Below are 23,877 nucleotides of genomic sequence, written 5' to 3'. Positions count from 1 at the left end.
AGGGGAATCACGATTTGTGTAAGAATCCAAAAGATATAAAAGTGATTGCAGAATCCCCGCGGATCTGTCTAGTCAGCCTCGAGGATTCCCATATAGAACCGCTAAAACAGATTTGGGGCGATGAATCTGTCATGACTCTTTGCGGAGGCGCGACGGATTTTTCGGCGTTCCACAAAACGATCAGGGCATATCGGGTGCAGCAAGTGGATTACGGTTTGTCCGTCTACGGTGTGATGGATAAGAAAACGGGGGAGTTAATAGGAACTGCTGGTTTCAATTGGTACGGGGATCCAGGTGTGACTGAGCTCATCTACCATTTCCAAAAGAAATCATGGGGATTCGGATTCGCATTTGAAGCAGCGTCTCTTTGTTTAGACGTTGCCATGAACCATTCTTCACTAGTGAAAATTACCGCATCCGCCGATTCTCGAAATCTTGCTTCCATCCACATTTTAGAAAACCTTGGATTTAAGTTTATAGCCATGCAGTGGTTTGAAGATACGCAGCAAGAAGAACCAACTTTTGAATTGTTGAAAACGGATATGCAACCAAAGGGAATGGAGGAGTTGTCATGCGCCTTGAAAGACCGTCATTGAAATGGAAAGAGGAACACGTTGCGTATATGAACGAATGGGATGAGAGTCGGATGACGCCGAGCAGCTTTCAGTTGGAGGAAGGGCGTTCCTATGAATCCTATTTGGAGGAGCTGGCAAAGCGGGAAGAAGGGCAAGGGAAGTGGCTTCCATGTACGAATTATTTCTTAGTGGACTCTGCGGACCGGATCGTAGGAATGATTGATATCCGTCATGACTTAAATGAGTATTTGCACCAAGTGGGAGGGCACATTGGCTATGGTGTCCGACCATCAGATCGGCGCAAAGGTTATGCCACTTGGATGTTGGCGGAAGCCTTGAAAGTGACGGATACACTGGGAATAAATCCTGTACTCATCACGTGTAATCATGACAATAGGGGGTCGGCGAAAACGATTCAGAACAATGGCGGTCAAGAAGACAAAAGTTTTACGGAGGAAGACGGCACCGTCGTAAGACGATTCTGGATACATCGATAGACAATTTCAACTACTAATTGTGATTCACGGGAGGCCGATTGACGATGTACGATCCGACGATATTCGATAACTTGAAGGTGGCTCTTGAGAATCAGTTATATGATCTGGATACATTGGAAGAACAAATTGAAATCAGAAATCGACGTGATGTGATGGACTTTGCGGTGCTATCCCGCGAATTCGCATTACGTTTTGTTCTTCGTAAACACCCTGAAATTGAAGTGGAAGTCATGCTGCGTGCTAGTGTCCATGATCTTGCGGGTGAAATCATGGAGGAACCTAATGCGAATCCGGCATGTTCATTGTCGCTCTGTTTTCAAAAAATTGTAGTGGACCCTGCAAACGAATGTGCGGGAATTGAAAAAGTGATGGCGTCAATATGGGAACAGGATGTTGAACTTAAACAAACGATTCGTTATGTGTATGGCGAAGCGAACCCGGAGCTGCTGAATGACATCGAGGCGAAGTTTAAACCGCGTCTTACAGAAGACAACATGACTGAACTCTCCGTCTTCTTAGAGCATGTTTTAGATACGCTGCATGTATTAAGCCGCATGCAGCCCTGAGAAGGAGGACGAAAAAATGGAACAAACGATTTTTATAGTGGAGGATGATGAAGCGATTCTCTCTTCCTTGAAAGGACAACTTGAACAATGGTCCTTTCAAGGAAGGAGTCCGGAAAGCTTTCAAGATATTATAACGTCATTCACTAAATCGGATCCTCACCTCGTCTTTATGGACATTCAACTGCCTGCATATGATGTGAGATTTACAGGAGGAGTAGGGAATTGAGCTCACAAAAATGAGTTTTTCATCCTCTTCTTCCCGGTTGAGTCGAAGGATGAAATTGTGTTACGTAATGAAGGTATCCGGAGCGTCCGCTATTCAGCATGAGTAGCGGGCGCTTTTCAGAAGGGGGAACTACATATGCGAGGATTGCTTCATCACATTGAATTGTATGTATCTGATCTGGAGCGATCAGTGGAGTTTTGGGGATGGCTGCTCGAGGAACTTGGGTATACGGTGTACCAAGACTGGCCAGAAGGGAAGAGTTGGAAGCTGGGGGAGACGTATCTCGTATTCGTCCAAACGGAAGAACGTTTTCTGGATGTGCCCTATCACCGCTGTCGAACTGGTCTGAATCACTTGGCGTTCCATGCGGAGTCCAGGGAACATGTGGATTCACTGACTAGTCAATTGAAGGAGCATAACGTACGAATCCTTTATCCTGACACGCATCCTTACGCAGGTGGAGAATCTCATTACGCTGTCTATTTTGAAGATCCGGATCGAATGAAAGTGGAAATCGTCGCTCCAAACGAATAAGTCAGGAGGGGATGCAGTGCGCAATCTGTTCGCAATAGGCATAGCTGTTTTTCTGCTGTCTTCATGTGTGCCTGATGAGCAAGACGGGAATACGGAAACAAGACGAGGAGGAGATTTGATGACGACTGAACTATTGGAAGCTGCCAGTCAGCAAGATACAGAGAAAGTGAAGGAACTGATTGAACAGAATGCAGAGTTGAACACGCAAGACAGCGAGGGGCGAACAGCGCTGATGATTGCGACATATAATCACGATCCTCATACAGTGAAAGCATTGATCGATGCAGGAGCAGATCTTAACATACAAGACACGATGCAAAATAACTGCTTCCTCTATTCAGGTGCGCAAGGCTATTTGGATATTTTACGATTGGCGATTGAAGCGGGAGCGGACACCACCATTACGAACCGGTATGGGGGAACTGCACTCATTCCAGCTGCGGAGCGTGGACATGTCGAAGTCGTGGAAGTGTTGCTGAAGGAAACGGACGTTGACGTGAACCATGTGAATCGACTCGGATGGACCGCGCTTATGGAAGCGGTGATTTTGAGCGATGGTGGAGTTCAGCATCAGGAGATTATTAAGATTCTACTGAACCACGGCGCAGACCAGTCCATTACGGACAAGGAAGGCATCACACCATTGCAACATGCGAAGGATAAAGGCTTTTTGGAAATCGTAGATATTTTGGAAACAGCCCAATAAAAGATTCACAAACCCGTTACTTCTTGAAATTCCAGGTGTAACGGGTTTTTTGAACTCCCATTAGAGACCTTGCAATGCGAGGTAACAAATGGTAATATTAGGCTAATAGTGAGCCTAGCGATACGGGGTACTTAACGAATGTAAAAGTTGAGGTGATGATAGTGGATCAGGAAATGATGAAAGGCAGTATTGACTTGCTTATTCTGTCTTTGATAGGACAGCGGGATATGTATGGATATGAAATGGTGAAAGTGATGAAAGAGCTCAGTGAAGATACGTATGAGATGAGCGAAGGTACGTTATATGCAGCGCTGAAAAGGCTGGAGAAAAAGACGTGGATCACCTCCTATTGGCAGCAGACGGAAAGTGGTCGCCGGAAGTACTATCATCTTTCAGACGAAGGTACGCGGGCATTGGAAATGAAGAAAGAAAATTGGGAATGGATGAACGCCCTTGTCCATAAGACTTCGGAAGGTCTCCTATGAACCCTACTTTTGAGCGCTTTATAAAGTAAGTCATCCAAGAAACAGATTGCAGCCGCGAAGAAAGGGAAGATCTTGTAGAAGAGTTAGTAGCTCATTTGGAATGCGCTTGCGACGACTTGAAAAAGAATGGTCATACAGATGAAGAAGCAGTACAGCTTGCGATGATCAATTTTGGCGATGGAAAGAATGTAGGCAAAACGCTGCAACATGCCATGTATCCGTACAGGAGAGAAATGTTGCTGGCACTTGGCATCGGTTCGCTGCTGATGACTTACGGCATTTACTTGAGTCAGCTCTTCGTCATGGGAGATGCCCATATTTGGTGGCTGCTCCTTGGCGTGCTCACCAGTTCCTGCCTGCTGTTCTTGACGCTGCGTCCGATTGTTTCGATGAATCGCCGTGCAGTCATGAATTCATTATTAGTTGTCCATCTGTTGGTTATGGGGGCAGGGTTGCTGCTATCATTGAATCTGGATCCGCCGTATTCCATGGTGTTTTCGATTATTGACCCGCTGATTGTAGTGTTTACGATTATTTTGATTTTCCGGACGACGATCTATGATGTGCCGGCGACAGAGCTGAACTTGAAGACGGGTACAAAACTCATTCATTACTCTAATTTATTCATGGGGATTTTACTGATCGCGGGCACCTTATTTTTCCTCTATGGGTATTTGATGTTTGCTTCTGATGGGTATGGCGGACTCTGGAAACTGTTTGTTCCAATCGCTTTGTGGGGAGTGCTATATGCTGTGCAACTGACTTTGCTGAATCGTCAATGGAAAAAAAGCGCCTATTTTGTATCAGTCCTACAATTGTCAATGCCATTCATACTTTACATCCTATGGCTTGCAACCGTCAGAGCGGGGGTGTCCTAATGAGAAAACTTCTATTATTAGGCATCGGAGTTTTTCTTACAACGGGTGTATGTGTGATGCTTGGTTTAACACTCCAAATACCGGATGAGGAGAAGCAAAATGGACTGACAGGGGTTTTTGATGTATCTGCTGAAGGAGACATCGGGTTTGTCACGTACGAAAAAGGGAAACCGACGCTGTATGTCAAGTCGGTAGAAATAAGACAAGTCGCTCAACTGCCCTCTTACCAGACAATTTCAGACCTGATTATGATGCCTGATAAGAAAACGATTTACTATGTAAACTCCGATAAAGAACTCAGTCAGAACAGTAAGAGTACGGTGCACAAAGTGAATCTGGCAACGGGGGCAGATGAAATTCTGTTTGAAGAAGACGCAATAATTACTGAACTTGCGTATGATACGGCTATCGGAGATCAGCTGTTCTATCTCCAGGCAGAATTTTTTTCGAACGATTCACCAATTGCCAGTGAATACCCTCATGAATTTGATGTGCATAGCTATGATTTCATGCAGCGCACACACAAACAGCTTACAAATTTGAAAAATTTCAATATGGCGTCCTTGCAAGTGTCGGGTAAAGAGAAATCCCTCTATATTCAAATGGATGATGATGCGAATGCGGAAACTGCGGAAGAAGTTTTTGAGATGAAACAACGCATTTTCCAGATACCGCTTGCACATCCTGAAGAGCCAGAAAAAGTGTTCCTCCCGACAGATGCCGACGATCTCTATGATTTTGTTCTTGTGCCTGAACAATCCTTGCTGATTTACCAGGCAGTAGCGGGTACGAATAATGATGGAATCTACGAATATGAATTGTTTTCGTATGACTGGGATGAGAAGGAAACAAAGCAGGTGACATTTCATAAGGAGCACACTGCTCGGCCCTTGGTCGGCGATGATGGCTATCTCTATTATATGATCGACTATAATTTTGCCGGACGAAATACGGAGTACGAACTATTCAGAGTGAATCTACAGAATGGGGACGCAGAGCAAGTTCCACTTGCGAAATAAGCAACAATCCTGAAAGAGCATGAATCTGAAAGGTTGTGTGAGGATGGAACACAGTAATGTAGGTCGTAAGAGAGTTGGAAAAATCAGCTATACCTCTTTGATGATAGGAATAGTCTGCTTTTTCATCGTATTTGTACCTGCTACAAGAATCGCAAACGCAGGCATTGCAGCTGGTGATCTTTTAACAATTCTTCTGACTGTAATCGGAATAGCCCTTTCGATTATTGGAATCGCAAGTCAAGAAGAGAAGAAGGCAATCCCGATACTCTCTCTCATTTTGTCCTCGTCATTCCTGATTTTTTGGGCGATTGTCATGGTGTTGTTAGTTACGGGGCAAATGGATTTTGCTCCATAATATACAATGGATGAGAAGTGGGTTTGAAAGATCGGCGTGAAAAAACAGCAAGTATGGATAGAGTTTCATATAAAGTGTATGAAGTTAATAATGTATTGCTGCTTTCTGTTTATGTACATGAAAACCATAATAGTGAAATGGACAGTAGAATAAAAAACGTTATAATCCGTATTCTAGAGCTGGCATTGTCACAAGCTCACTGTAATGGTATTCTGGAACCAAAAGTGTTCATCGTATTGTGGGGGTTCTAACCGTGGGATCTTATTTTCTCAAGTTGCCGTTTTACCTATCCATCAGCTCACTTCTATTCACCTATATCGTATACCTTTTTCAATTATTCACCTTTGGAGATGCTTATATCTCGTGGTTACTCAGCAGTGTCTTGATGAGTTCCGCACTCCTTTTCATCTTCACGCATCCTGGAAATTGGATGCATCGCCGCTGTGTGAAGAATACCCTTCTGGTGATTCATACCATGCTGATTGGCTATGGAGCGTTTCTTGCATTAGGTATGCCGCGACCCTATTCATCTATTCTATCGAATGCCGGTCTATTGTTGTTGGCGGGAATCGTCGCTGTGATATATCAAACAAGTCTTGTTCCTAAACAGGCAGCGCGCGTAAACGTACTGCACGCCCTCAATATTACAGTTGGCATCATTTTAGCAATAGGCACCGTGTACTGCGTCTATCTGTTCTATTTGTTTAGTGAAGATGGAAACGGTGACCTATGGAAACTCTTCGTACCTTTCGTGTTCTATGGAATTGCCTATATCGTCCAAATGAAAATTTTGGAAATCCATCAAAAAAGAATAGCGTATAGTGTTGCGGTCATTCAGCTCGTGATGCCTATTGTGCTTTTGCAAATATGGAAAGTACTCGCTGCGGGGGAGGGAATGCTATGAGGAAAACCATTTTGTTCTCAAGTGTCATTGTACTCGTTACAGGGGCCTGTTTGCTGCTTGGCTTCACATATAGCATTCCAGACGAAGAAAAACAGCAAGGACTGACTGGGCTGTTTGACGTTTCGAAGCAAGGGGAGATTGCGTATGTCCAATACGAAAAAGGGAAACCGACACTGTACGTAAAATCGGATCGTGTAAGTCGAGTCGCCCAGCTTCCCGCAGACCAATCCATACTAGATCTCACTATAATGCCTGATAGGAAAACGATCCTCTATGTCACCTCTGACAAAGAGCTCAACGAAGACAGCAACAGCACCCTCCATCAAGTGAACATCGAATCAGGTGAGGATGAAATTCTTTTTACTCGAGAGGCAATCGTAATGGAAATCGTCATCGATCCGAAAGATGAAAACCAGCTATTTTACATACAAGCAGACCGGTTCTCACCCTATTCACCTGGAGCCAGTTTGTATCCATACGACTTTGACGTACATAGCTACCAATTGAAGAACGGTGAGCATCATCAGCATACAGACCTGAACAAATATAGTATGGCTTCCCTCCAAGTATCCAGTGAAGACGACTCGATTTATATTCAAATGGATGATGATGCAGATAGTGAGACAGAAGACCAATTCTTTGAAACAAAGGGACGGGTTTTTAAAATCCCCATAGCCAATCCGGATCGGCAACTGGTCATCAGTATTCCAGAAGACACCCAGGATCTATATGATTTTGTACTTATCCCTGACCGTTCAGAACTTATTTATCAAGCCGTAGCAGGGACTAATTCGGAAGGCACCTATGAATACGAGTTGTTTTCGTATAATTGGGATTCACAAAGTATTCATCAGCTAACAGAACTGCACGCTTATGCGGGATATCCCATCTATGGAGCAGATGGTAAAGTGTATTTCATGGTGGATCAACAATTTGGAGAGAGACGTCCGGATCATGCTTTGTATAAGATGAATCCTGATGGAAGTGATGTGGAAGTCATATCGCTTGAAGAGTCGCGGTAAGAGAGAAATGAGAACAATAAAAAGCAGAGCCTACACGGTTATTACCACGTGGGCTCTGCTTTTTTGTGGAGTTAGTTGGATTGTACTCCTCCCATGTATTCACCTGTTTCAGGATTATAATAGATCTCTGCTTGCTTGCCGTCAATCAGTCCATCCACGGAGATGAAACTATTTTCAGCATCCCTTATTAGACGGAAATGGAAACCATTCGAAAACGAATCACTTTTAGGACTGGGTTCCAGATGGAATTCCTTGATAGCGGATTTCACGATTAAACTGCTATCGATTTTAATGGAAGAAGGTTTGATCGTCAGCTCATAGGCGGTATCCCCAACCCTGTAGCTAATTAACTTACCTTTTTTGATAGCGAAAATTAAACTTTTTTTGGTTTCTCTGAGCGAGATATACCCTTGCCAATTTCCACGTTTTCCATCACTTCCACTCACTTCACCATCATTCACGCTATTCATAAAGATGAGTTCAGGTCGCGGATCGAATGCTTTCGCCTTCTCCATAGCGATGAAATAAGCATCCAGCAAGGTGATGTCCGTCTTTTCAACGGCAGAAGGAACACATAGATCCATTACAGATTTATCCCGTACTAGCAGGTTATAGCCGATGCATCCTATAACAACTAGAACAGAAACGATAATTAGTTCCCATTTCAACGGCAATTCCTCACTCTCTAAAAGAAGTGATAACCAATGCAGCTTTAGAGAGCTTATGCTAGATGGAATTGAAATAGAAATTTCATGAAGTTAGAGTGGCAGGTATTTTTAAGTGGACACCGTTTCCAGTTCTTCTTCTGTTTTCGCACCCGTCACTTGTCGGATGACAGAAGCTCTCAGCAGGATGAACACAGTCAATATCAGTAATGCACTGGAACTGATGAGTATCCAGAGTGCCGGAAGAACATCGTACAAAAATCCAAATAGCACCATTCCGAGTGGCATGAGCGCCATTGCCATCGTTTCCAAGATGGAAAACACACGGCCTTTATAGTCGTCGTCGATCAATTTCATCATGAACACTTGGATAGGAGTGTTAACGAGTGGCCCTAAGGCTCCGCTGAGGAAAGAAAGCGTTAAGTAAAAAGTGAATATGCCGCCATATGGCAGGAAAATCAAAAGCGGCACTGCGATTAAACCCATCGACAGACCCATTGCTACAATCCCCCATTTGGATACAGACAGAGGTGAGGAAAACGGTTTACGTGCTGCTATATAGATGGACATCAGAAGCATCCCGACCGCCATTCCTCCTTCAATCAGGCCGAAATGAGCGGGAAGTATCTTCAATTTTTCAATGAGGATGAACGAATAGCCGACTTGGACTGCACCGAACAGGAAGTTGACAAGTAGTGCGACCCAAATTAACGCCATCAATAATGGCTGCAGACGGGCATATGCTAACCCGGCTTTCATACTGTCGAACATCTTCTCTTTCGGCGTTCCTTCTTCCTTTACTTGACGTTTTGCAAATAAGTTGAAATCCATCGTCGACTCAAGCACTACAGCAACAATTGAAGCACCCGCGTAGAGGATAAGAAATACAGGCATGGAAACTGCACCATAGAGCAGGCCGCCAACTGCAGGACTGCCGATTGCGGCAAAAGAGACAGACATCTGGTTCAGTGACATCGCTTTTTGAATCCGCTCTTCATCGACAAGACCTGTGATGGAAGACGTGAAAGCGATGCCTGAAAATGTTGACGCTAACGATAGAACCACGGTTGTTGCGTAAATGGCAGGCAACGATAATCCATTCGTCAAGCTAATGGTAAGCAAGCCAAGAATAGCGATCGTTGAGACAATCTGTGCAAGAATAACGATCCTTTTTCGAGAGTACGTATCCGCAACGTAGCCTGCAAATGGCGCCATCAGGGTGCGAGGCAAGATGCTGCAAATGAGATTGGCTGCAAAACTCGTGGCAGAACCGGTCAGCTGCAAAATGTAAAAGCTGATGGCAAATGCGTAAATCTGCGCACCGAATGCACTGATCATCTTGCTCGCAGCAAATGTCCACAAGTGATAAGTGGCCCGTTTCAGCTTCATTGCGTTTTCTTCCAAAATAATCACTCCATTCAGAAAGTTTAATGAGATTAAACAAAGAATACCACGACCACTCTTTCATTTCAAGAGAAAGTTTAATATAATTAAACTGAACGATGAGAGTAGGAGTGAGACGCGATGAAAACATTAGGAGAGCGGATCCGCATGCTCAGAAAAGAACGTAAAATGACATTGGAATCATGCGCAGGCGAGCAGATGACCAAAGGGATGCTCAGTCTGATAGAAAACAATAAAGCAAATCCTTCAATGGAGAATCTCAATTACTTAGCGGAGCGGCTTGGGGTCGAAGTTTCTGAACTGCTGGAAGAGGTGAGCGGCAGTGAGCTCGGGTCATTGCTGGATGAAGCTGAAGTCCTATACAAATCGGATATAGAAGCAAATTATGAGAAAGCGGTAGAGCTCATACGTCCATTCATATCGAAACTGAACCGAGGATATGAATCCGCCCGGTTGCTGGAAATTTACAGCCGCCTTTCGTTCCACTTGAAGTATCCGGATTGGAAACCGGCGGAAGAAAAAGCATGCGAACTGTATGAAGCCCTCAATATCCTCCCTCGGCGGGCGGCACTCGGCATTTTCCGTGCGATGGTTCTGTTCACGGAACACCGGTATGAAGAAGCTCTCACGCGACTGCTGGAGGAGAAAGCTGAAGTGGAACGCCGGAGTGGCTATATCGATCCTCTGACACGTCTGGATTTATACACCTATGAAGTGATTCTTCGTTTTGCGGTTAACGATACAGAACAAGCAACCCGGTTAATGGATGAAGCGATTAGGTATTCGAAAGACAAAACAATTTTCTACCAAGTCGACCAGTTATACAGGATGGCAGCTTATCGAGCGGTAATAGACAATGATGAAGACAAACTCAATTATTATGAGCAGAAACTTCTCCAATACGGGGACTTTGCAGAAGATAATCATGCAGTCTGGTACACGAAACTGATTCGTATCCATCAGTTGAATTCGTTCCATCAAGACTATGAAACGGCACTTGTAAAGCTAGCAAAACTGACGGGGCCGATGCCGGAACATGAATTTTTCCCGAATTTCTTTGCACTGGAGCGCGGAAAGGCCCTCTACGGAGTGGGCCGCTATAGGGATGCAATGCACTTGTTGCAACAAGTTGCAATCAGTGAGCATGTGCACCATCCTTTCGATCTTTCCATTTACTATGAAAAGGATGCCTACGCTGCATTGTGTGCAGAGCAGCTTGGTGAAGTAGCACACGCGCGCGAGCTTGCAGAACGTGCAGTTTCCAATATGACGCAGATGCCAGAGTCACCGTATACACAGTTTGTCAGGGAGACTGCTAAACATATAGCAGCACAATAAGTGCGAAAAAAGAGAATGCATCGACTGTCGATGCATTCTCTTTGGTGAGTCTGGATTTATTTGAATACATGCAGCCGTTCTTCAATCGGCTGGAATTCTTTCTCACCTGCAGGAGCGACAACCTTACCAAAAGGCATTTGTGACATCAGTTTCCAAGAAGAAGGAAGGTTCCATTCCGCTTTCACTGCATCATCGATCAATGGATTATAGTGTTGCAGACTTGCGCCGTATCCTTCATCAGAAAGTGCTGTCCAGATAACATATTGCACCATACCGGAAGATTGTTGGGACCACGTCGGGAAATTCTCTTTGTATTCCTGGAACTGTTCTTGTAACGACTCGACGACTTGCATATCTTCAAAGAACAGAATCGTTCCATAACCACTTCCGAACATCGTCATACGCTGTGCAGTCGATTCGAAACTCTCCTCAGGTACGATTTTCTTTAAGGTATCACCTGTGATTTCCCAGAGTCGTTTACTTTGTTCACCGAAAAGGACTACAACGCGTGCCGTTTGTGAATTGAAAGCAGATGGCGTATGCTTCACAGCTTGATGGATAAGTTCTTCAAGTTTCTCATCGGAAAGGATCGGTTCGTTAGTAATGGCATAAATGGAACGCCGATTTTTTACAGACTCCAAAAATGATTGAGACAAGATGAATTCCCCCTTCGTTTTACGTGAAGAGCCTATATAGACCCCCTTCACTTCTCTTCTAGTATAGTCAGCCGATGACTTATGTGGAAGTACGCACTTTGAAGTGCTATAGTATCCAAAAAGATACCATGGGAGGAATTCGTGTGAAAGGTGAAGTTTCACAGTGCAAAGTCGAAGAAGCACTCGGGATTGTTGTTGGGAAATGGAAGCCGGTCATCATCCTGTATCTGCTCCATGAAGGGACGAAGCGGTTCAGTGAGTTGAAGCGCAGCATGCCGGGCATCACCCAGAAAATGTTAACTAAACAGTTGCGGGAGCTGGAAGAAGAAGACATCATCAAGCGTGTTATCTACCCTCAAGTTCCTCCGAAAGTGGAGTACTCGATGACAGACTACGGAAGAACGCTGAGTCCCATTTTAGAATCGATGCACGAGTGGGGAACCAATCATGTTATTCACAAACAGACAATCGGGGTTGTGGAGAAAGAAGCATAAGGGATTAGTGATAGAAGCGCTATCACTCCATTTGTTTTGGAAGAGAAGGTGGCGGTGGCTTGCTGTTTTTAGTATGATAGCGAGTAGATGTGAATTGGTGAGATATCCATTTCACTTGAATCTGGGAAGAAAGAATAGGTGTACATTATGAGTTTATTAACAGTAACGAATTTGAGTCATGGGTTTGGAGACCGTGCGATTTTTGAAGACGTATCGTTCCGACTATTAGCGGGAGAACATATCGGGCTTATCGGTGCAAACGGCGAAGGAAAATCGACGTTCATGAATATTATTACGCGTAAACTGGAGCCGGATGCGGGGACTGTTTCCTGGGCGAAACGTGCTCGCATAGGTTATTTAGATCAGCATGCTGCACTCAGTCAAGGGATGACGATCCGTGATGTGCTGCGGACTGCATTTCAGTACTTGTACGATATGGAAAGTGAAATGAATGAGTTGTTCGCGAAGATGGCCGATGTGGATCCGGACGCACTGGAAGCGATCTTGGAAGAGACGGGCCAAATTCAAGACGATCTCGAGCAGCAGGACTTTTACATTTTGGACTCAAAGGTGGAAGAAGTCGCAAACGGTCTTGGGCTGGATGAGTTCGGTTTGGACCGGGATGTCAATGATTTAAGCGGTGGTCAGCGTACGAAAGTGCTGCTCGGGAAATTGCTACTCGAGAAGCCGGATATTTTGCTATTGGATGAGCCGACGAACTATTTGGATGTGGAGCACATTGAATGGTTGCGAAATTACTTGCAAAACTATCCAAGTGCCTTCATCCTCATTTCACATGATATCCCATTTTTGAATAGCGTTGTGAACATGATTTATCACATGGAGAATCAGCAGATCACACGATATCCTGGGGATTACAATGACTTTTTACGTGTTCATGAGATGAAGAAACAACAAGTGGAAGCAGCCTATAAGAAGCAGCAAAAAGAGATTGCAGGCCTTAAAGATTTCGTTGCAAGGAACAAAGCGAATGCAGCGACAAGTAAAATGGCACAATCCCGTCAAAAGAAGCTCGATAAAATGGACATGATTGAACTCGATTCAGAGAAGCCAAAGCCCCATTTTGACTTTAAGATGGCACGAACACCAAGCAAATATCTGTTTGAAACAACTCAGCTCGTGATTGGTTACGATGAGCCACTATCCAGTCCGCTCGATCTGCAGATGGAACGCGGCCAGAAAATCGCCTTGTCTGGTGCGAATGGAATCGGTAAAACAACGTTGCTGAAAAGCTTGCTAGGTGAGATTCCTGCTTTGTCCGGTACGGTCGAACGCGGCGATCATTTGGCAATCGGTTATTTTGAACAAGAGTTGAAATCGGATAGTGATAAAACCTGCTTGGAAGAAATCTGGAGTGAATTTCCTCATTTTACGCAGTATGAAGTCCGCGCAGCCCTTGCTCGTGTAGGTCTGACTACAAAGCATATTGAGAGTAAAGTGAAGGTACTAAGTGGCGGAGAACGTGCTAAAGTCCGTTTGTGTAAGCTGGTTAACCAGGAAACGAATTTACTTGTGCTGGATGAGCCGACGAATCACTTGGATGTCGATGCGAAAGCTGAACTGAAGCGCGCGCTGACAGAGTTCAAAGGAAGCGTTCTGCTCATTTCCCATGAACCGGACTTTTATGAGGGCGTCGTGAACAAAATGTGGAACGGCGAGACATGGACGACGAAAATGTTTTAAGTAAAGAAGCTGCGAGTATGCCAATAAACGTTGGTGTGCTTGCAGTTTTTATTGTGGAGTGAAGGCAGTTAGTTTAAGTGTAAATAGAAATGGATGACTTTGTTTCTAGAAAAGACCTACCTGATTTTCAACAAGTAGCTGAGCGCATGAATTTTCTTGTAACGACAAGGGATACGCACCTAAATGATTCCTTTTCAAAGTGGAATTGTGTCCCGTTATCGACAAATTCGTAGATGTGAAGGAGAAAATACGCTGAGTGTCTGAGAAATTCAAGCGAGTGATGGCGAATACCCGGCATGTGAAGGGCAACATGAGCGCGATGATGGAGAATCCAAACTGAGAGCAATCATCACCTAAACAAACATTAAAGAGCAACGGATTCCAACAAATGGAATCTGTTGCTCTTTTTATTGCATATTGAGAAACTCTTCATTTATCAAATGAATGATTAAAAAGTATAGGAGTGGAAATACTTAGAAACAGCGTCGGACAAATTAGCAACGTCGACGCACATTTTTAAACATTGAAGGAGGAACTCATTTGAGAAAGATTGTACAAGCGGCTGTTTTTCTGTTGGCTTTCATATCGCTGACAGCGCCAGCAGTTGCGGAGTCGAACGAATCTGTTTCAACAGACGAATCTGAAGTGGCCGAGGGGCGAGAGGTGTATCCATTTATACCTGCGGTTGGTTCGGAACTTATTGCAGATAACCCCCTACTAGAAAAGAAGCCTTCACTCACGTACACCGTCCAACCTGGAGATAACTTATACAGAATTGCGTTAGCTCACTCTGTTCCTTTGCAATCACTTATTGAGTGGAATGGACTGCAGAGCGAACTCATACATCCGGGAGATGTGCTGAATGTCTCCGTTGAAGCACCAGGCTCATCGACGAACGTGAAAAAGATGAAACAGGTAGTTGCTTCTGCACCGGCAAAGAAACAGGAATCGAATCCAGTCCCTGCAGGCAAGCAAGTCGTTTCTGCTAAAACAGCCTCTTCTCCTGCCGCGGTTCCTGCGTCAACTGAGACAGGAAGAGAACTGACCATGACTGCAACCGCTTATACAGCCTATTGCACTGGTTGCTCGGGAACGACCAAAATCGGCATTAACTTACGTTCGAATCCAAACCAAAAAGTCATTGCAGTAGACCCGTCCATCATTCCACTTGGCTCCCGGGTGTGGGTGGAAGGGTATGGTGAAGCAGTCGCTGGAGATACTGGCGGAGCGATAAAAGGACATAAAATTGATGTATTCATACCGGGACTGGATTCTGCCGTGGCGTGGGGTGTTAAAACGGTTCGCGTCAAAATATTAAATTAACCACTTATCCGGAGAGGCGACTCTCCGGATTTTTCTGCAAAGAATTTAGTTCTGATGTAAGATATATAGGGATGAAGGAAGTACATATCAGATCGAGACAGGAGTTTTACAAACATGAAGGATTGGAATAAGGAATTGAACCGTTACTTAATGGACAATATCACCGTGATAACGGATGAATGGCTCGCCCTGCGCGACTCAGGTCAGAAGTCCATATACTCCAGCGATGCGGGTTCTGCCGCTGAACAAACGTTGAGAGAGCAAAATAATAGAACGAATCGAACGATTGCTAGCAGTTTGTTAGGTCCTAGTGGAAACTTTGAAGAGCAAAAAGAAGAATGGGCGGAACTGGTTGCGAAGAGCCGCATTGCGTCCAATACATCGATAGCTGAAGTGGTCGATGCTCTTAGTCGTGTCCGAAAAGTTTTTTGGCGACAGGTCGAACGATTTGTCGGTCAGCAAACTGAAACAGTTCCTGTCGCGGTTGTTTTGCAGTGGGGCGAGACGATCCATTTAGCATTTGACAAATTACTGACAGCATTTTCTGCTATGTATTTCAAGTTAATGACAACAAGATTGAATGCCCAACAAAGTCTGATCGATGAGCTGAGTTCGCCTATTATAAAAATTAACAAGAATATAGGAATTCTACCTCTAGTTGGAGATATCGATACCGAGCGTGCAAAGATGATTTTGGAAGTCGTCCCTGCAAAATGTATGGAAACGGATATCATAAAATTATTTATCGACTTATCCGGTGTTTCGATTATCGATACAATGGTCGCCAACCAACTATTTGAAGTCATTCAAGTGCTTAACTTGCTTGGCATCCAGTCTACAATCACTGGAATTCGACCTGAAATCGCCCAGACATCGATCCAATTAGGGTTGGATTTCTCGATGATTGACACGCATAGCTCGTTACAACAAGCATTAAAAGATAAATATATTGTAGAGAAAGTAGACTGAATCAGTACTGAGATGCGCTTGGGCTGTGCTCGATCTAATTCAGACTACGTTAGCTAGGAGGAATGGAATTGACAACTAACAAAATCGTATTTTTTGATTTGGATGGGACGTTGATGAGTCATGACAAAACCATCTTACCGTCAACAAAAGAAGCGTTGCGCGCACTTCGGGAAAAAGGAGTGATTACGGTTATCTGTACAGGGCGGGCGCCTAGAATGTTTCGCGAGCTTATTGAGGATCTGGAATTCGATTCGTATATTTCCATGAATGGACAGCATGTAGTCTATGAGGGGAAAGAACTGTTCTCTAACCCGATGGATAAGGAAATCCTTAGTGAATTGAGTATGTATGCGAAAGGGAAAGGACATGGAATCACGTACTCCAATTCCGAAGTGTTCGCAGTAAACGAAGCGAAGCATCCGCTTGTTGCTGGAAGTTTAGGGCGTTTGAAACTGGAATACCCGAGTGTGGATGAAGCCATCTACTCTCACTCGCACGTTCACCAAATCCAGTTATATGGAAATCTGGAGGATATACAGCCTTATATGGACCGCTATCAAAAAGATTACGTATTTATCCGCTGGGATGAAAATGCGGTGGACATGCTTCCTAAAGGGGCATCTAAAGCGGTCGGTATCTTGAAAGTGCTGGAACATCTTAATATCCCCGTTGAAAATAGTTATGCTTTCGGAGATGGTCCGAATGATTTCGAGATGATTGAATGTGTTGGAACAGGAATCGCGATGGGGAATGCCATACCTGAATTGAAGGAAAAAGCGGACCTTGTGACAGATACGTGTTCAAATGACGGTATTATGAAAGGGTTAATTGCCTGCGGATTGTTAAAGGAAGAAGACTTTATCGAGTAACGGGGAGAGGACACAATCTCCCCCCCTTCTGCGGAAGGCGCATTCAGGTTGTGTTTCTTAATCACTATTTATGGATGATCATCAAGAATACGGAATATTTTCAATGTGATTTGAAAACGGAGTACGGCATCAGAATGCTTCATATGGGGATCTGGTATTGAGGGGTACGCTCGACCCATCTGAGCTTCTTTTATCACCTCTTGCCCAATACTTCTTGGCACCCTTTATATAAATTGAATTAAATGGAATGCTAGAAATTCCTGTTAGGACTAAATTTATTTATGATAAAGTTGTCAAAGAGATTGCCACACACTTTAATAACGTTTCGAAAGTTACAGAAGATAACCAAGTTACGTTGAGCATACAAGATGTAGGATAAAGTTCTAAAGCATATCTTTAGACCTTTATAATAACAATAGTCTTAATGCTATCGTTACGGATGTATACACAAAAAGTAGTTCCGGTTGGGAAGGGATATTTCCCACAAAAGAATACAAAGTCAATCTCGTAGGAGTCAAAAAATTAGTAGACCATGATGTTTTGATACTTTGGAATTTTTCAAAAGAAACCTTCGTCCTCGATACGGGATCCTTTATATGAATGCCAAGTAATTGGGCTTTTGATGAATCATTTAAAGACAGAATTGCAGTACGCGCTTTGGCGGGTGTATGTAACTCGATGACGATAATCGTAACTCCCTAGAGTAATACGATTTCTTCAATTTCAATTAATTAAATTAAAGTCGTATGTCTATTTTAGAGCGAAGATCTTACTAAACATGCAGTATAAAGAAATTGGGGTTCCTTCAGGTTGAAGGGTGACGTGCAAGTCACATTACCCCGACATTTCACTTAGATCCTTTTTATTTTGCGTTACATACGAACAGACATCCGCTAATTTGTGCTTAAGGAGGGGACGAAGGTGCACATATACTATTACATGTAAAGAAGTAGAACAAACCGAATCGTTGGACTGTTCTACTCCTTTATATTTTCTCTCTAAAATTATTAGATATTCGATACCTATAGATTCCATTACTTCCATCACCTTCTATTATATAGAAAGCTCCATTCCTTCCTCCGCTATATGAAAGCCCTTATGCTCAATCTCATTTCGAATAGTATTATCAGCATCGAGAGCGGGATTCGAGTGATTTAGATGAATGAAATAAATTTCAGTTCGTTCAACTAAATTTTGTAATCGATCCATCGTTTCTATCATGAGAGGGTGAGGGATTTCCCGATAATCACGTCCGATATTTTCAAGGTCTCTAGCGGAATGGAATGTGCCATCAAGTAAGCAAATATCAGCCTTTTCACACGCTTCGTAAATATCCTCGTCCCATTGTTCCCATCGATCAATATCCGGGATATAAAGAACTTTCTTCTTCGTTCCTTCAATCCAAAAAGCAAAAGTCTCTGAAAATTCATTTCTGTGAGGGACAGTAACAGGTGTGACTGTAGCATGTGGCGTAATCCTAATTGGTTGTCCATCACAAATTTCTTGCACATCAATATTATGAAGCTTTGTTAGTTGGCTCCAAGGTGCTTGTTCTTCTAACATTTTCTTCATTTTCGTTCCTGCCATGACAGGCACCTTGTTTGCACCAATGGCTTCTCTTCCTAAAAACAGTAATCCGGGATAATGGCCTAAATGAGCATGAGTCAAAAAGATGCTCGCCATTAGTTGACCTTGCATCTTATGTTTGATTTGTACTCTTGCCATCTGCTCTTTTAAATCTGGTGTTGCATCAACCAAATGCCAAGCTCTTTCATGAGGTAGTACAATTGCTAATGAAGCTGCATACCGTCTTAACTCCGGATGGCTGATTGCTTTTGTACAGTTTTTACAAAAACAATTCGGATGCGGAAGGCCTGCGTCTTGTGATGTTCCTAACACATGTAAAATTACTTCGCTCATAATGATAGTTCTCCTTTAGTAGTTGTTTCATTTGTGTCATTATATTTCTTCTTGGTAATAGTCCAGCCGGTGAAACCAAAAATGATATTGATGAGTGGAACGAGAAATACGAAGAAAGCTAATGGGATGAATTCACCTGGGCTGACACTAAGAATGTCGGCTGCAAAAACGGTTGTAACACTCCATGGGACTAAGTTAATTCCAACTGTGCCTGCCGCTTCAACACATCTCGAAAGATTTTTTGTGTCAATCCCCATCTTTTTATATGTTTTGACAAATGTTCTTGCCGGTAAAATAATCGCTAAAAACTGTGCACCACTTGCAAATGCAACGACAAAAGTTGAAAAAATTGTCGAGCTAATCAAGGCTCCGGTTGAGCGTACATTTTGCATCATTTTTCTCGTTAACACTTCAAAAGATCCAGTTTCTTCTAAAATACCCCCAAGGCATGTTGCGATGATTAATAGTCCAATTGTAGGTAGCATGGACATGAGGCCACCACGATTAAGTAGCGAATCTACTATAGCTACACCCGAGTCCACTGAAAATCCACTCGTCATTACTTGAACAATCGAGGAGACCGGAACCCCTTGAACAAGCACCGCAAGTATCGCACCTAAAAATCCAACAATTGCTAACGCTGGAATCGCAGGTACACGTTTCACAATTAATAAGATCGTGAAAACTGGCGTGAGTAACAGAAGGGGATTCATCACAAAAGTGCTTTCTAATCCTTTGATAATCAAATCAACTTCACTAGTATCAGCAGTATGGGGTGCTAGGGAAGAATTGCCTAGGAACCCATACAGAACAATTGAAAAGACAAATGCGGGAATCGTGTCCCAGAGCATATGCTTAATATGACTAAACAAATCTGTTTCTGCCATGGCAGGAGCAATGTTCGTTGTATCGGAAAAAGGCGATAATTTATCCCCAAAATAAGCTCCTGAAACGACGGCGCCTGCAACAAGCCCAGGAGCAAAACCAAGTCCTTCCCCAATCGCCATAAAAGCAAGCCCAACAGTCGCAATTGAAGTGAACGAACTTCCTAATGTAATTGATACAATTCCAGTTATTAGAGCAACAAGCGGCACAAATTGTGACGGTTCTATAATCGTTAGACCAAAGTAAATCATCGTTGGGATTACACCGCTTGCAATCCAAGATCCAACAATGATTCCGATAATAAGTAAAATGAAAACGGCGGGCAATGCACGGGATACCCCATTGATCATCATTTTTTCTACTTCACGCCAACTCCAACCAGAAATTATAGCAATGAAAGAGGCAACGATGACTCCAATCATTAAGGGAATATGCATTCCAGCCTTCCAAAAAAATATAGATGAAGATGCTGTGATGACTAATGTGAATATTGGAATAATTGACATTGTAAAAGATAGTTCCTTTTTCATTTATGTCATCTCCTTAAAGACAGATTTGCATTTATTTAAATAGGAATGGTGTAATTTGCCTATCATACATAGTAGTTGGTTATATTTTTTCCCAAACTTTACTTAAGTGACTGGTGAATAGGGGGAGTAAAAAAATGAATACAAAAAACTCCTACCATCCCTTGGAAAGGGACGAAGGAGTTCTCCGCGTTACCACCCTAATTGACAATCCGTTTTTGGACGGGTCATCCACTTCATTAGTAGTTTGAGAATAACTGATGTCGTACTTCATCTATATTGCTGCCTGAATTCTCACCACCCATTCAGTCTCTTGTTGCTGCTTACAATATAGTTACTATAACATCTCTCAAATATATTAAATTTTTATCATTATCTTTTGCGCAAAAGTTTATGAGACGTATTATTTCACATTCGTATTTAGAAGTCAAATGTTTAATTTTAAACGATCGGCTATTTAAGTGTTTACCATCCTTGGAATGAATAAAATATGAAGGCTTTTGTGGATGTGAAGTAATAAGGGAATTAATATCGATTAACTTCTTCAATTTTAGAAACCGAATAAAGAAAGGGAAAAATGTGGGTACAATTAGAAGTTATCAGCTTTTAGCATAAGTTATTTTGAATTTTAACCCCACCGCCAAAAAGGCAAAGAAAAAGCACCGTTCCCTAAGGAAGGTGCATTGCTTCAAACATTGATATGAAGCGGTTTGTAAGCCGCCTTTGCCGTACTACGATTCATAGAAAGTTTTAAACCACCACTCCTCAAAGTGGGTGTTCGCAGAACTGTTCCTGTCTGTCCAACCATAAATGATTGGCGTGTCATTTCCAGCCTATATAAAACTCCCTTTTACAGCTTAAAGGTTAAAACTTTATGGGAATACGAACAATGCAGCTTATGTACTTATCTTACTGCTACATGAGCGGAAATGCAATGGTAATGTTTGTGTATGGCAATGAGAATATTGTTGACTCGTTGTCAAAAGCATTTAGAGAAAGGCGATCTCGGGAAGTCTTCTTGACAACTTGAGTAAAACCAACGACTGGATCATTACCATCGTTGGTTTTACCTTTCAAAAAATTTTTTTAATAGGATTTATCCCGTTCTGATTTTTCCCGTTGGTTTGGAGTCATCGGCTCATGCTTCGGTTTCAGGTTTCCAAGTTCGGCCAGTTCCATTGATATTTCTTCCTTCATTTTCCGAACAGTATTGTTCGATTTCTCCTCTGCCGCAGAGACTGTTTGAAAGTTGCTGTTTGCACCTTTTCGCTCTTCTTTGTTGATACTAAAACCTCCCGGATGCGTAGTTGTGACGTACATGGTTAATATGGCTGAGTGTGATTGTTTTATGTATTTTTGTTTAAACTACAGTCGGTTCGCCATTACTATTCTTGCTGCTTTTTGTTCAATGAATTGTTCACGAGATAGACAATTAATTGTAAGATAACTTAGTTTCTTTTTGCAGAAAGACTCCCTATAATGGAGATATCTTAAATAAGGAGCTGGAGAATTTGAAGTTTGTCAAGTCGTTTACTTCAAAGGCATTGATTGTCCTGTCCCTCCTAGTCATTGGCACGGCATCGTTTTTGTTTTGGATTACTAGTGATGCCCATCGCGCAACTCCTCTGTCCTATTCTGCATTAGAGCAGAAATTGGCAGCCGTAACAGATGGAGCGGCATTGAAAGAAACGGCGTCGGGCGCACTCTATTTGAAAACTGGGAACCATCTATATGTGACAAATGTACGACCTGATAGCGATTTGGCAGAACAACTCGTGAAAACCTATAATGTTTCTTATTCCTATTCTGGAGGAAATACATCGGGTTATGTCATTGCAGCATTATTGTTAGCGGCGCTCATCACATTCTTCATCCTTCAACAAAAAGGGAAAATCGGTGTGGGTGCTGCATCCATGAAACATAGTGCATCGAAAGAAACACCACTGCCTGATATTACTCTCAATGATATCGGGGGCTTGTCTCAAGAGATGAAAGACGAAATCCACCAAACCTTGGATATCATCAAAGATCCGAAACGTTCGGAAGCACTTGGTGTGAAAGCGCCGAAAGGCATTTTACTTGAAGGACCTCCTGGAACGGGGAAAACATTACTAGCCCAGGCCATTGCTCATGAAATCGGTGCATCATTCTATTCATCGAGCGGGGCTGCTTTCACCGAACTCTTTGTGGGCGTTGGGGCATCCCGTATTCGTACAATGTTCCAAAATGCACGTAAGCAAGAGATGTCAGTCATTTTCATTGACGAAGTGGATGCGCTTGCGGGTAAACGGAAAGCGCATGGGGGAGAAGAATCTGAGAAAACGTTGACTGAACTTCTCGTTCAACTGGACGGCGGGGCAGATAATGGGAGAGTCTTGTTCATTGCTGCAACGAATCGTAAAGATATGTTGGACGAAGCTTTCTTGCGTCCGGGACGTATCGATTATTCGTTCCAGGTTCCTCTGCCTGATACACAAGGGCGGCGTGAGATTATGGACATCCATACTAAAGGGAAGGCACTCGCCCCTAATGTCGCATCGTCATTGGATATGCTAGCGGAAAGTACGTCCGGCTTTTCAGGTGCACAAATCAGTGCGTTGTTCACAACGGCAAGTAAACGTGCGATACGTGAAGGGCGTACTGAGATCGACAAGAGCGATATGGATTTTGCAATTGATAGAACCATTTTGGGCAATACGTCCAGAAGCATGAACGATCCTTTGACGAAACGCCGTGTTGCAATTCATGAATCCGGTCATGCCTTGATTGCTGCGATTACGAAGCCGCATTCTGTTCGAAAAGCGACGATTATCCCTAGAGGACAGGCATTGGGCTATGTAGCTCCCATTCAAAAAGAGCTTCATCTGCAGACCGCAAGTGAACTGCTTGACCAAGTCAGTATGATTCTTGGCGGAGGGATTGCGGAGAGAATCTACCTGGGTGAGCATAGTATCGGTGTGAGCGGTGATGTGCAGCAGGCAAAAGATATAATTGAGCGGATGGTGGACACAGGATTACTCCAGGACGGATTTACATTGACGTTCAGTAAATCGGAAAAGGAAGTCAAAATGCAAGAGCTATTTGCTACAGCCGTTGCAAGGACTGAAGAACTGATCCGCGGACACGCGAGACAGTTCGAGGATTTGGTGAATGAATTGTATACGAAAGAAACCTTGGATGGTTCTGAAGTGCATGCCATCGTTTGTGGTGCGCGAAAAGCACTCGTTCCAAGTTCATAACAAAGAAGAGGGCAGCCGCGTATGGCTTGCCCTCTTTCTTATTATCTGCGTTTAGGAATCGTTCCGGTCTGTTTTTTACTATTCACGAATTTCATGACAAACGGTAAAATGATCGGT

At 43.3% G+C, this 23,877-nt stretch carries 24 protein-coding genes; 19 read left to right on the top strand and 5 right to left on the bottom strand.

Annotation, left to right across the window (positions count from 1 at the left end):
• The first annotated feature begins 14 nt into the window (after nucleotides 1-14).
• The 12 genes from ABE021_RS06055 to ABE021_RS06000 all read left to right on the top strand — a co-directional run bounded on the left by ABE021_RS06055 (nucleotide 15) and on the right by ABE021_RS06000 (nucleotide 7,767).
• Nucleotides 15-596 carry a GNAT family N-acetyltransferase gene (locus ABE021_RS06055; RefSeq protein WP_430287450.1) on the top strand — a complete coding sequence of 194 codons (582 nt, stop codon included), beginning with the start codon at nucleotides 15-17 and terminating at the stop codon, nucleotides 594-596.
• Nucleotides 572-1,072: a GNAT family N-acetyltransferase gene (locus tag ABE021_RS06050; protein WP_430287449.1), complete on the top strand. Its 501-nt coding sequence runs from the start codon at nucleotides 572-574 to the stop codon at nucleotides 1,070-1,072. The genes ABE021_RS06055 and ABE021_RS06050 overlap by 25 nt, the downstream gene beginning before the upstream one ends.
• A 44-nt stretch (nucleotides 1,073-1,116) precedes the next feature.
• Nucleotides 1,117-1,638 carry a hypothetical protein gene (locus ABE021_RS06045; RefSeq protein WP_430287448.1) on the top strand — a complete coding sequence of 174 codons (522 nt, stop codon included), beginning with the start codon at nucleotides 1,117-1,119 and terminating at the stop codon, nucleotides 1,636-1,638.
• Between the two features lie 16 nt (nucleotides 1,639-1,654).
• On the top strand, nucleotides 1,655-1,864 hold the full coding sequence (locus tag ABE021_RS06040; protein WP_430287447.1) for a response regulator: 210 nt from the start codon (nucleotides 1,655-1,657) through the stop codon (nucleotides 1,862-1,864).
• Nucleotides 1,865-1,999: 135 nt separating this feature from the next.
• Complete coding sequence (locus tag ABE021_RS06035; protein ID WP_430287446.1) at nucleotides 2,000-2,398, top strand: VOC family protein; 399 nt, start codon at nucleotides 2,000-2,002, stop codon at nucleotides 2,396-2,398.
• A gap of 16 nt (nucleotides 2,399-2,414) precedes the next feature.
• Nucleotides 2,415-3,104, top strand: coding sequence for an ankyrin repeat domain-containing protein (locus ABE021_RS06030; RefSeq protein WP_430287445.1), 690 nt, complete (start codon nucleotides 2,415-2,417; stop codon nucleotides 3,102-3,104).
• 161 nt (nucleotides 3,105-3,265) lie between these two features.
• A complete protein-coding gene (locus tag ABE021_RS06025) occupies nucleotides 3,266-3,589 on the top strand; it encodes a PadR family transcriptional regulator (RefSeq protein ID WP_430287444.1) in 324 nt (107 codons plus the stop codon).
• Nucleotides 3,590-3,621: 32 nt separating this feature from the next.
• Nucleotides 3,622-4,467 (top strand): permease prefix domain 1-containing protein, encoded by an 846-nt coding sequence (locus tag ABE021_RS06020; protein ID WP_430287561.1) that lies wholly within the window; start codon nucleotides 3,622-3,624, stop codon nucleotides 4,465-4,467.
• Entirely contained in the window at nucleotides 4,467-5,486 is a 1,020-nt protein-coding gene (locus ABE021_RS06015; protein WP_430287443.1) for a hypothetical protein, read from the top strand. Before ABE021_RS06020 ends, ABE021_RS06015 begins: the two co-directional genes overlap by 1 nt.
• Before the next feature lie 43 nt (nucleotides 5,487-5,529).
• Nucleotides 5,530-5,841 carry a hypothetical protein gene (locus tag ABE021_RS06010; protein ID WP_430287442.1) on the top strand — a complete coding sequence of 104 codons (312 nt, stop codon included), beginning with the start codon at nucleotides 5,530-5,532 and terminating at the stop codon, nucleotides 5,839-5,841.
• A 253-nt stretch (nucleotides 5,842-6,094) separates the two neighbouring features.
• Nucleotides 6,095-6,745, top strand: a complete 651-nt coding sequence (locus ABE021_RS06005) for a hypothetical protein (protein WP_430287440.1) — start codon at nucleotides 6,095-6,097, stop codon at nucleotides 6,743-6,745.
• The gene (locus tag ABE021_RS06000; RefSeq protein ID WP_430287439.1) at nucleotides 6,742-7,767 is read left to right on the top strand and encodes a TolB family protein; all 1,026 of its coding nucleotides are present in this window, start codon (nucleotides 6,742-6,744) and stop codon (nucleotides 7,765-7,767) included. Before ABE021_RS06005 ends, ABE021_RS06000 begins: the two co-directional genes overlap by 4 nt.
• A 71-nt stretch (nucleotides 7,768-7,838) precedes the next feature.
• Here ABE021_RS06000 and ABE021_RS05995 read toward each other — a convergent pair whose 3' ends face one another.
• Together ABE021_RS05995 and ABE021_RS05990 are read right to left on the bottom strand one after the other, a co-directional pair.
• Nucleotides 7,839-8,435 carry a hypothetical protein gene (locus tag ABE021_RS05995; RefSeq protein WP_430287438.1) on the bottom strand — a complete coding sequence of 199 codons (597 nt, stop codon included), beginning with the start codon at nucleotides 8,433-8,435 and terminating at the stop codon, nucleotides 7,839-7,841.
• Between the two features lie 108 nt (nucleotides 8,436-8,543).
• On the bottom strand, nucleotides 8,544-9,836 hold the full coding sequence (locus tag ABE021_RS05990) for an MFS transporter (RefSeq protein WP_430287437.1): 1,293 nt from the start codon (nucleotides 9,834-9,836) through the stop codon (nucleotides 8,544-8,546).
• Between the two features lie 120 nt (nucleotides 9,837-9,956).
• Between ABE021_RS05990 and ABE021_RS05985 the strand changes: the two genes are divergently transcribed.
• Nucleotides 9,957-11,174: a helix-turn-helix domain-containing protein gene (locus tag ABE021_RS05985; RefSeq protein WP_191689869.1), complete on the top strand. Its 1,218-nt coding sequence runs from the start codon at nucleotides 9,957-9,959 to the stop codon at nucleotides 11,172-11,174.
• A gap of 56 nt (nucleotides 11,175-11,230) precedes the next feature.
• On the opposite strand, the gene ABE021_RS05980 is transcribed toward ABE021_RS05985, so the two are convergent.
• Complete coding sequence (locus ABE021_RS05980) at nucleotides 11,231-11,830, bottom strand: nitroreductase family protein (protein ID WP_430287436.1); 600 nt, start codon at nucleotides 11,828-11,830, stop codon at nucleotides 11,231-11,233.
• A 143-nt stretch (nucleotides 11,831-11,973) separates the two neighbouring features.
• Here ABE021_RS05980 and ABE021_RS05975 point away from each other — a divergent pair, with 143 nt between their 5' ends.
• From ABE021_RS05975 to ABE021_RS05955, 5 genes are all read left to right on the top strand, one after another.
• A complete protein-coding gene (locus ABE021_RS05975; protein ID WP_430287434.1) occupies nucleotides 11,974-12,324 on the top strand; it encodes a winged helix-turn-helix transcriptional regulator in 351 nt (116 codons plus the stop codon).
• A 147-nt stretch (nucleotides 12,325-12,471) separates the two neighbouring features.
• On the top strand, nucleotides 12,472-14,028 hold the full coding sequence (locus ABE021_RS05970; RefSeq protein WP_430287432.1) for an ABC-F family ATP-binding cassette domain-containing protein: 1,557 nt from the start codon (nucleotides 12,472-12,474) through the stop codon (nucleotides 14,026-14,028).
• A gap of 540 nt (nucleotides 14,029-14,568) precedes the next feature.
• Nucleotides 14,569-15,351, top strand: a complete 783-nt coding sequence (locus ABE021_RS05965) for a 3D domain-containing protein (RefSeq protein ID WP_430287430.1) — start codon at nucleotides 14,569-14,571, stop codon at nucleotides 15,349-15,351.
• A gap of 114 nt (nucleotides 15,352-15,465) precedes the next feature.
• Nucleotides 15,466-16,320, top strand: coding sequence for an STAS domain-containing protein (locus ABE021_RS05960; protein WP_430287429.1), 855 nt, complete (start codon nucleotides 15,466-15,468; stop codon nucleotides 16,318-16,320).
• 68 nt (nucleotides 16,321-16,388) lie between these two features.
• Nucleotides 16,389-17,189 carry a Cof-type HAD-IIB family hydrolase gene (locus ABE021_RS05955; RefSeq protein ID WP_430287428.1) on the top strand — a complete coding sequence of 267 codons (801 nt, stop codon included), beginning with the start codon at nucleotides 16,389-16,391 and terminating at the stop codon, nucleotides 17,187-17,189.
• 1,053 nt (nucleotides 17,190-18,242) lie between these two features.
• Here ABE021_RS05955 and ABE021_RS05950 read toward each other — a convergent pair.
• Together ABE021_RS05950 and nhaC are read right to left on the bottom strand one after the other, a co-directional pair.
• Nucleotides 18,243-19,109 (bottom strand): MBL fold metallo-hydrolase, encoded by an 867-nt coding sequence (locus ABE021_RS05950; RefSeq protein WP_430287427.1) that lies wholly within the window; start codon nucleotides 19,107-19,109, stop codon nucleotides 18,243-18,245.
• Nucleotides 19,106-20,524 carry a Na+/H+ antiporter NhaC gene (nhaC, locus tag ABE021_RS05945; protein WP_430287426.1) on the bottom strand — a complete coding sequence of 473 codons (1,419 nt, stop codon included), beginning with the start codon at nucleotides 20,522-20,524 and terminating at the stop codon, nucleotides 19,106-19,108. The genes ABE021_RS05950 and nhaC overlap by 4 nt, the downstream gene beginning before the upstream one ends.
• Nucleotides 20,525-22,032: 1,508 nt before the next feature.
• Between nhaC and ABE021_RS05940 the strand changes: the two genes are divergently transcribed.
• On the top strand, nucleotides 22,033-23,760 hold the full coding sequence (locus tag ABE021_RS05940; protein WP_430287425.1) for an AAA family ATPase: 1,728 nt from the start codon (nucleotides 22,033-22,035) through the stop codon (nucleotides 23,758-23,760).
• Nucleotides 23,761-23,877 lie beyond the last annotated feature (117 nt).

The organism is Sporosarcina gallistercoris, assembly GCF_050459885.1.
In the GTDB taxonomy this organism is placed as follows: domain Bacteria; phylum Bacillota; class Bacilli; order Bacillales_A; family Planococcaceae; genus Sporosarcina; species Sporosarcina gallistercoris_A.
Note: the sequence above shows the minus strand (reverse complement) of the source record. Positions and strands in the feature narration are given on the sequence as shown.

Excerpts from the sequence above, each read along its gene's own strand:
- nhaC (WP_430287426.1), bottom strand. The coding sequence starts at position 20,524 with ATGAAAAAGGAACTATCTTTTACAATGTCAATTATTCCAATATTCACA.
- ABE021_RS06015 (WP_430287443.1), top strand. The coding sequence starts at position 4,467 with ATGAGAAAACTTCTATTATTAGGCATCGGAGTTTTTCTTACAACGGGT.
- ABE021_RS06000 (WP_430287439.1), top strand. The coding sequence starts at position 6,742 with ATGAGGAAAACCATTTTGTTCTCAAGTGTCATTGTACTCGTTACAGGG.
- ABE021_RS06050 (WP_430287449.1), top strand. The coding sequence starts at position 572 with ATGCGCCTTGAAAGACCGTCATTGAAATGGAAAGAGGAACACGTTGCG.
- ABE021_RS05950 (WP_430287427.1), bottom strand. The coding sequence starts at position 19,109 with ATGAGCGAAGTAATTTTACATGTGTTAGGAACATCACAAGACGCAGGC.
- ABE021_RS05970 (WP_430287432.1), top strand. The coding sequence starts at position 12,472 with ATGAGTTTATTAACAGTAACGAATTTGAGTCATGGGTTTGGAGACCGT.
- ABE021_RS06040 (WP_430287447.1), top strand. The coding sequence starts at position 1,655 with ATGGAACAAACGATTTTTATAGTGGAGGATGATGAAGCGATTCTCTCT.
- ABE021_RS05960 (WP_430287429.1), top strand. The coding sequence starts at position 15,466 with ATGAAGGATTGGAATAAGGAATTGAACCGTTACTTAATGGACAATATC.
- ABE021_RS06035 (WP_430287446.1), top strand. The coding sequence starts at position 2,000 with ATGCGAGGATTGCTTCATCACATTGAATTGTATGTATCTGATCTGGAG.
- ABE021_RS05985 (WP_191689869.1), top strand. The coding sequence starts at position 9,957 with ATGAAAACATTAGGAGAGCGGATCCGCATGCTCAGAAAAGAACGTAAA.
- ABE021_RS06010 (WP_430287442.1), top strand. The coding sequence starts at position 5,530 with ATGGAACACAGTAATGTAGGTCGTAAGAGAGTTGGAAAAATCAGCTAT.
- ABE021_RS06045 (WP_430287448.1), top strand. The coding sequence starts at position 1,117 with ATGTACGATCCGACGATATTCGATAACTTGAAGGTGGCTCTTGAGAAT.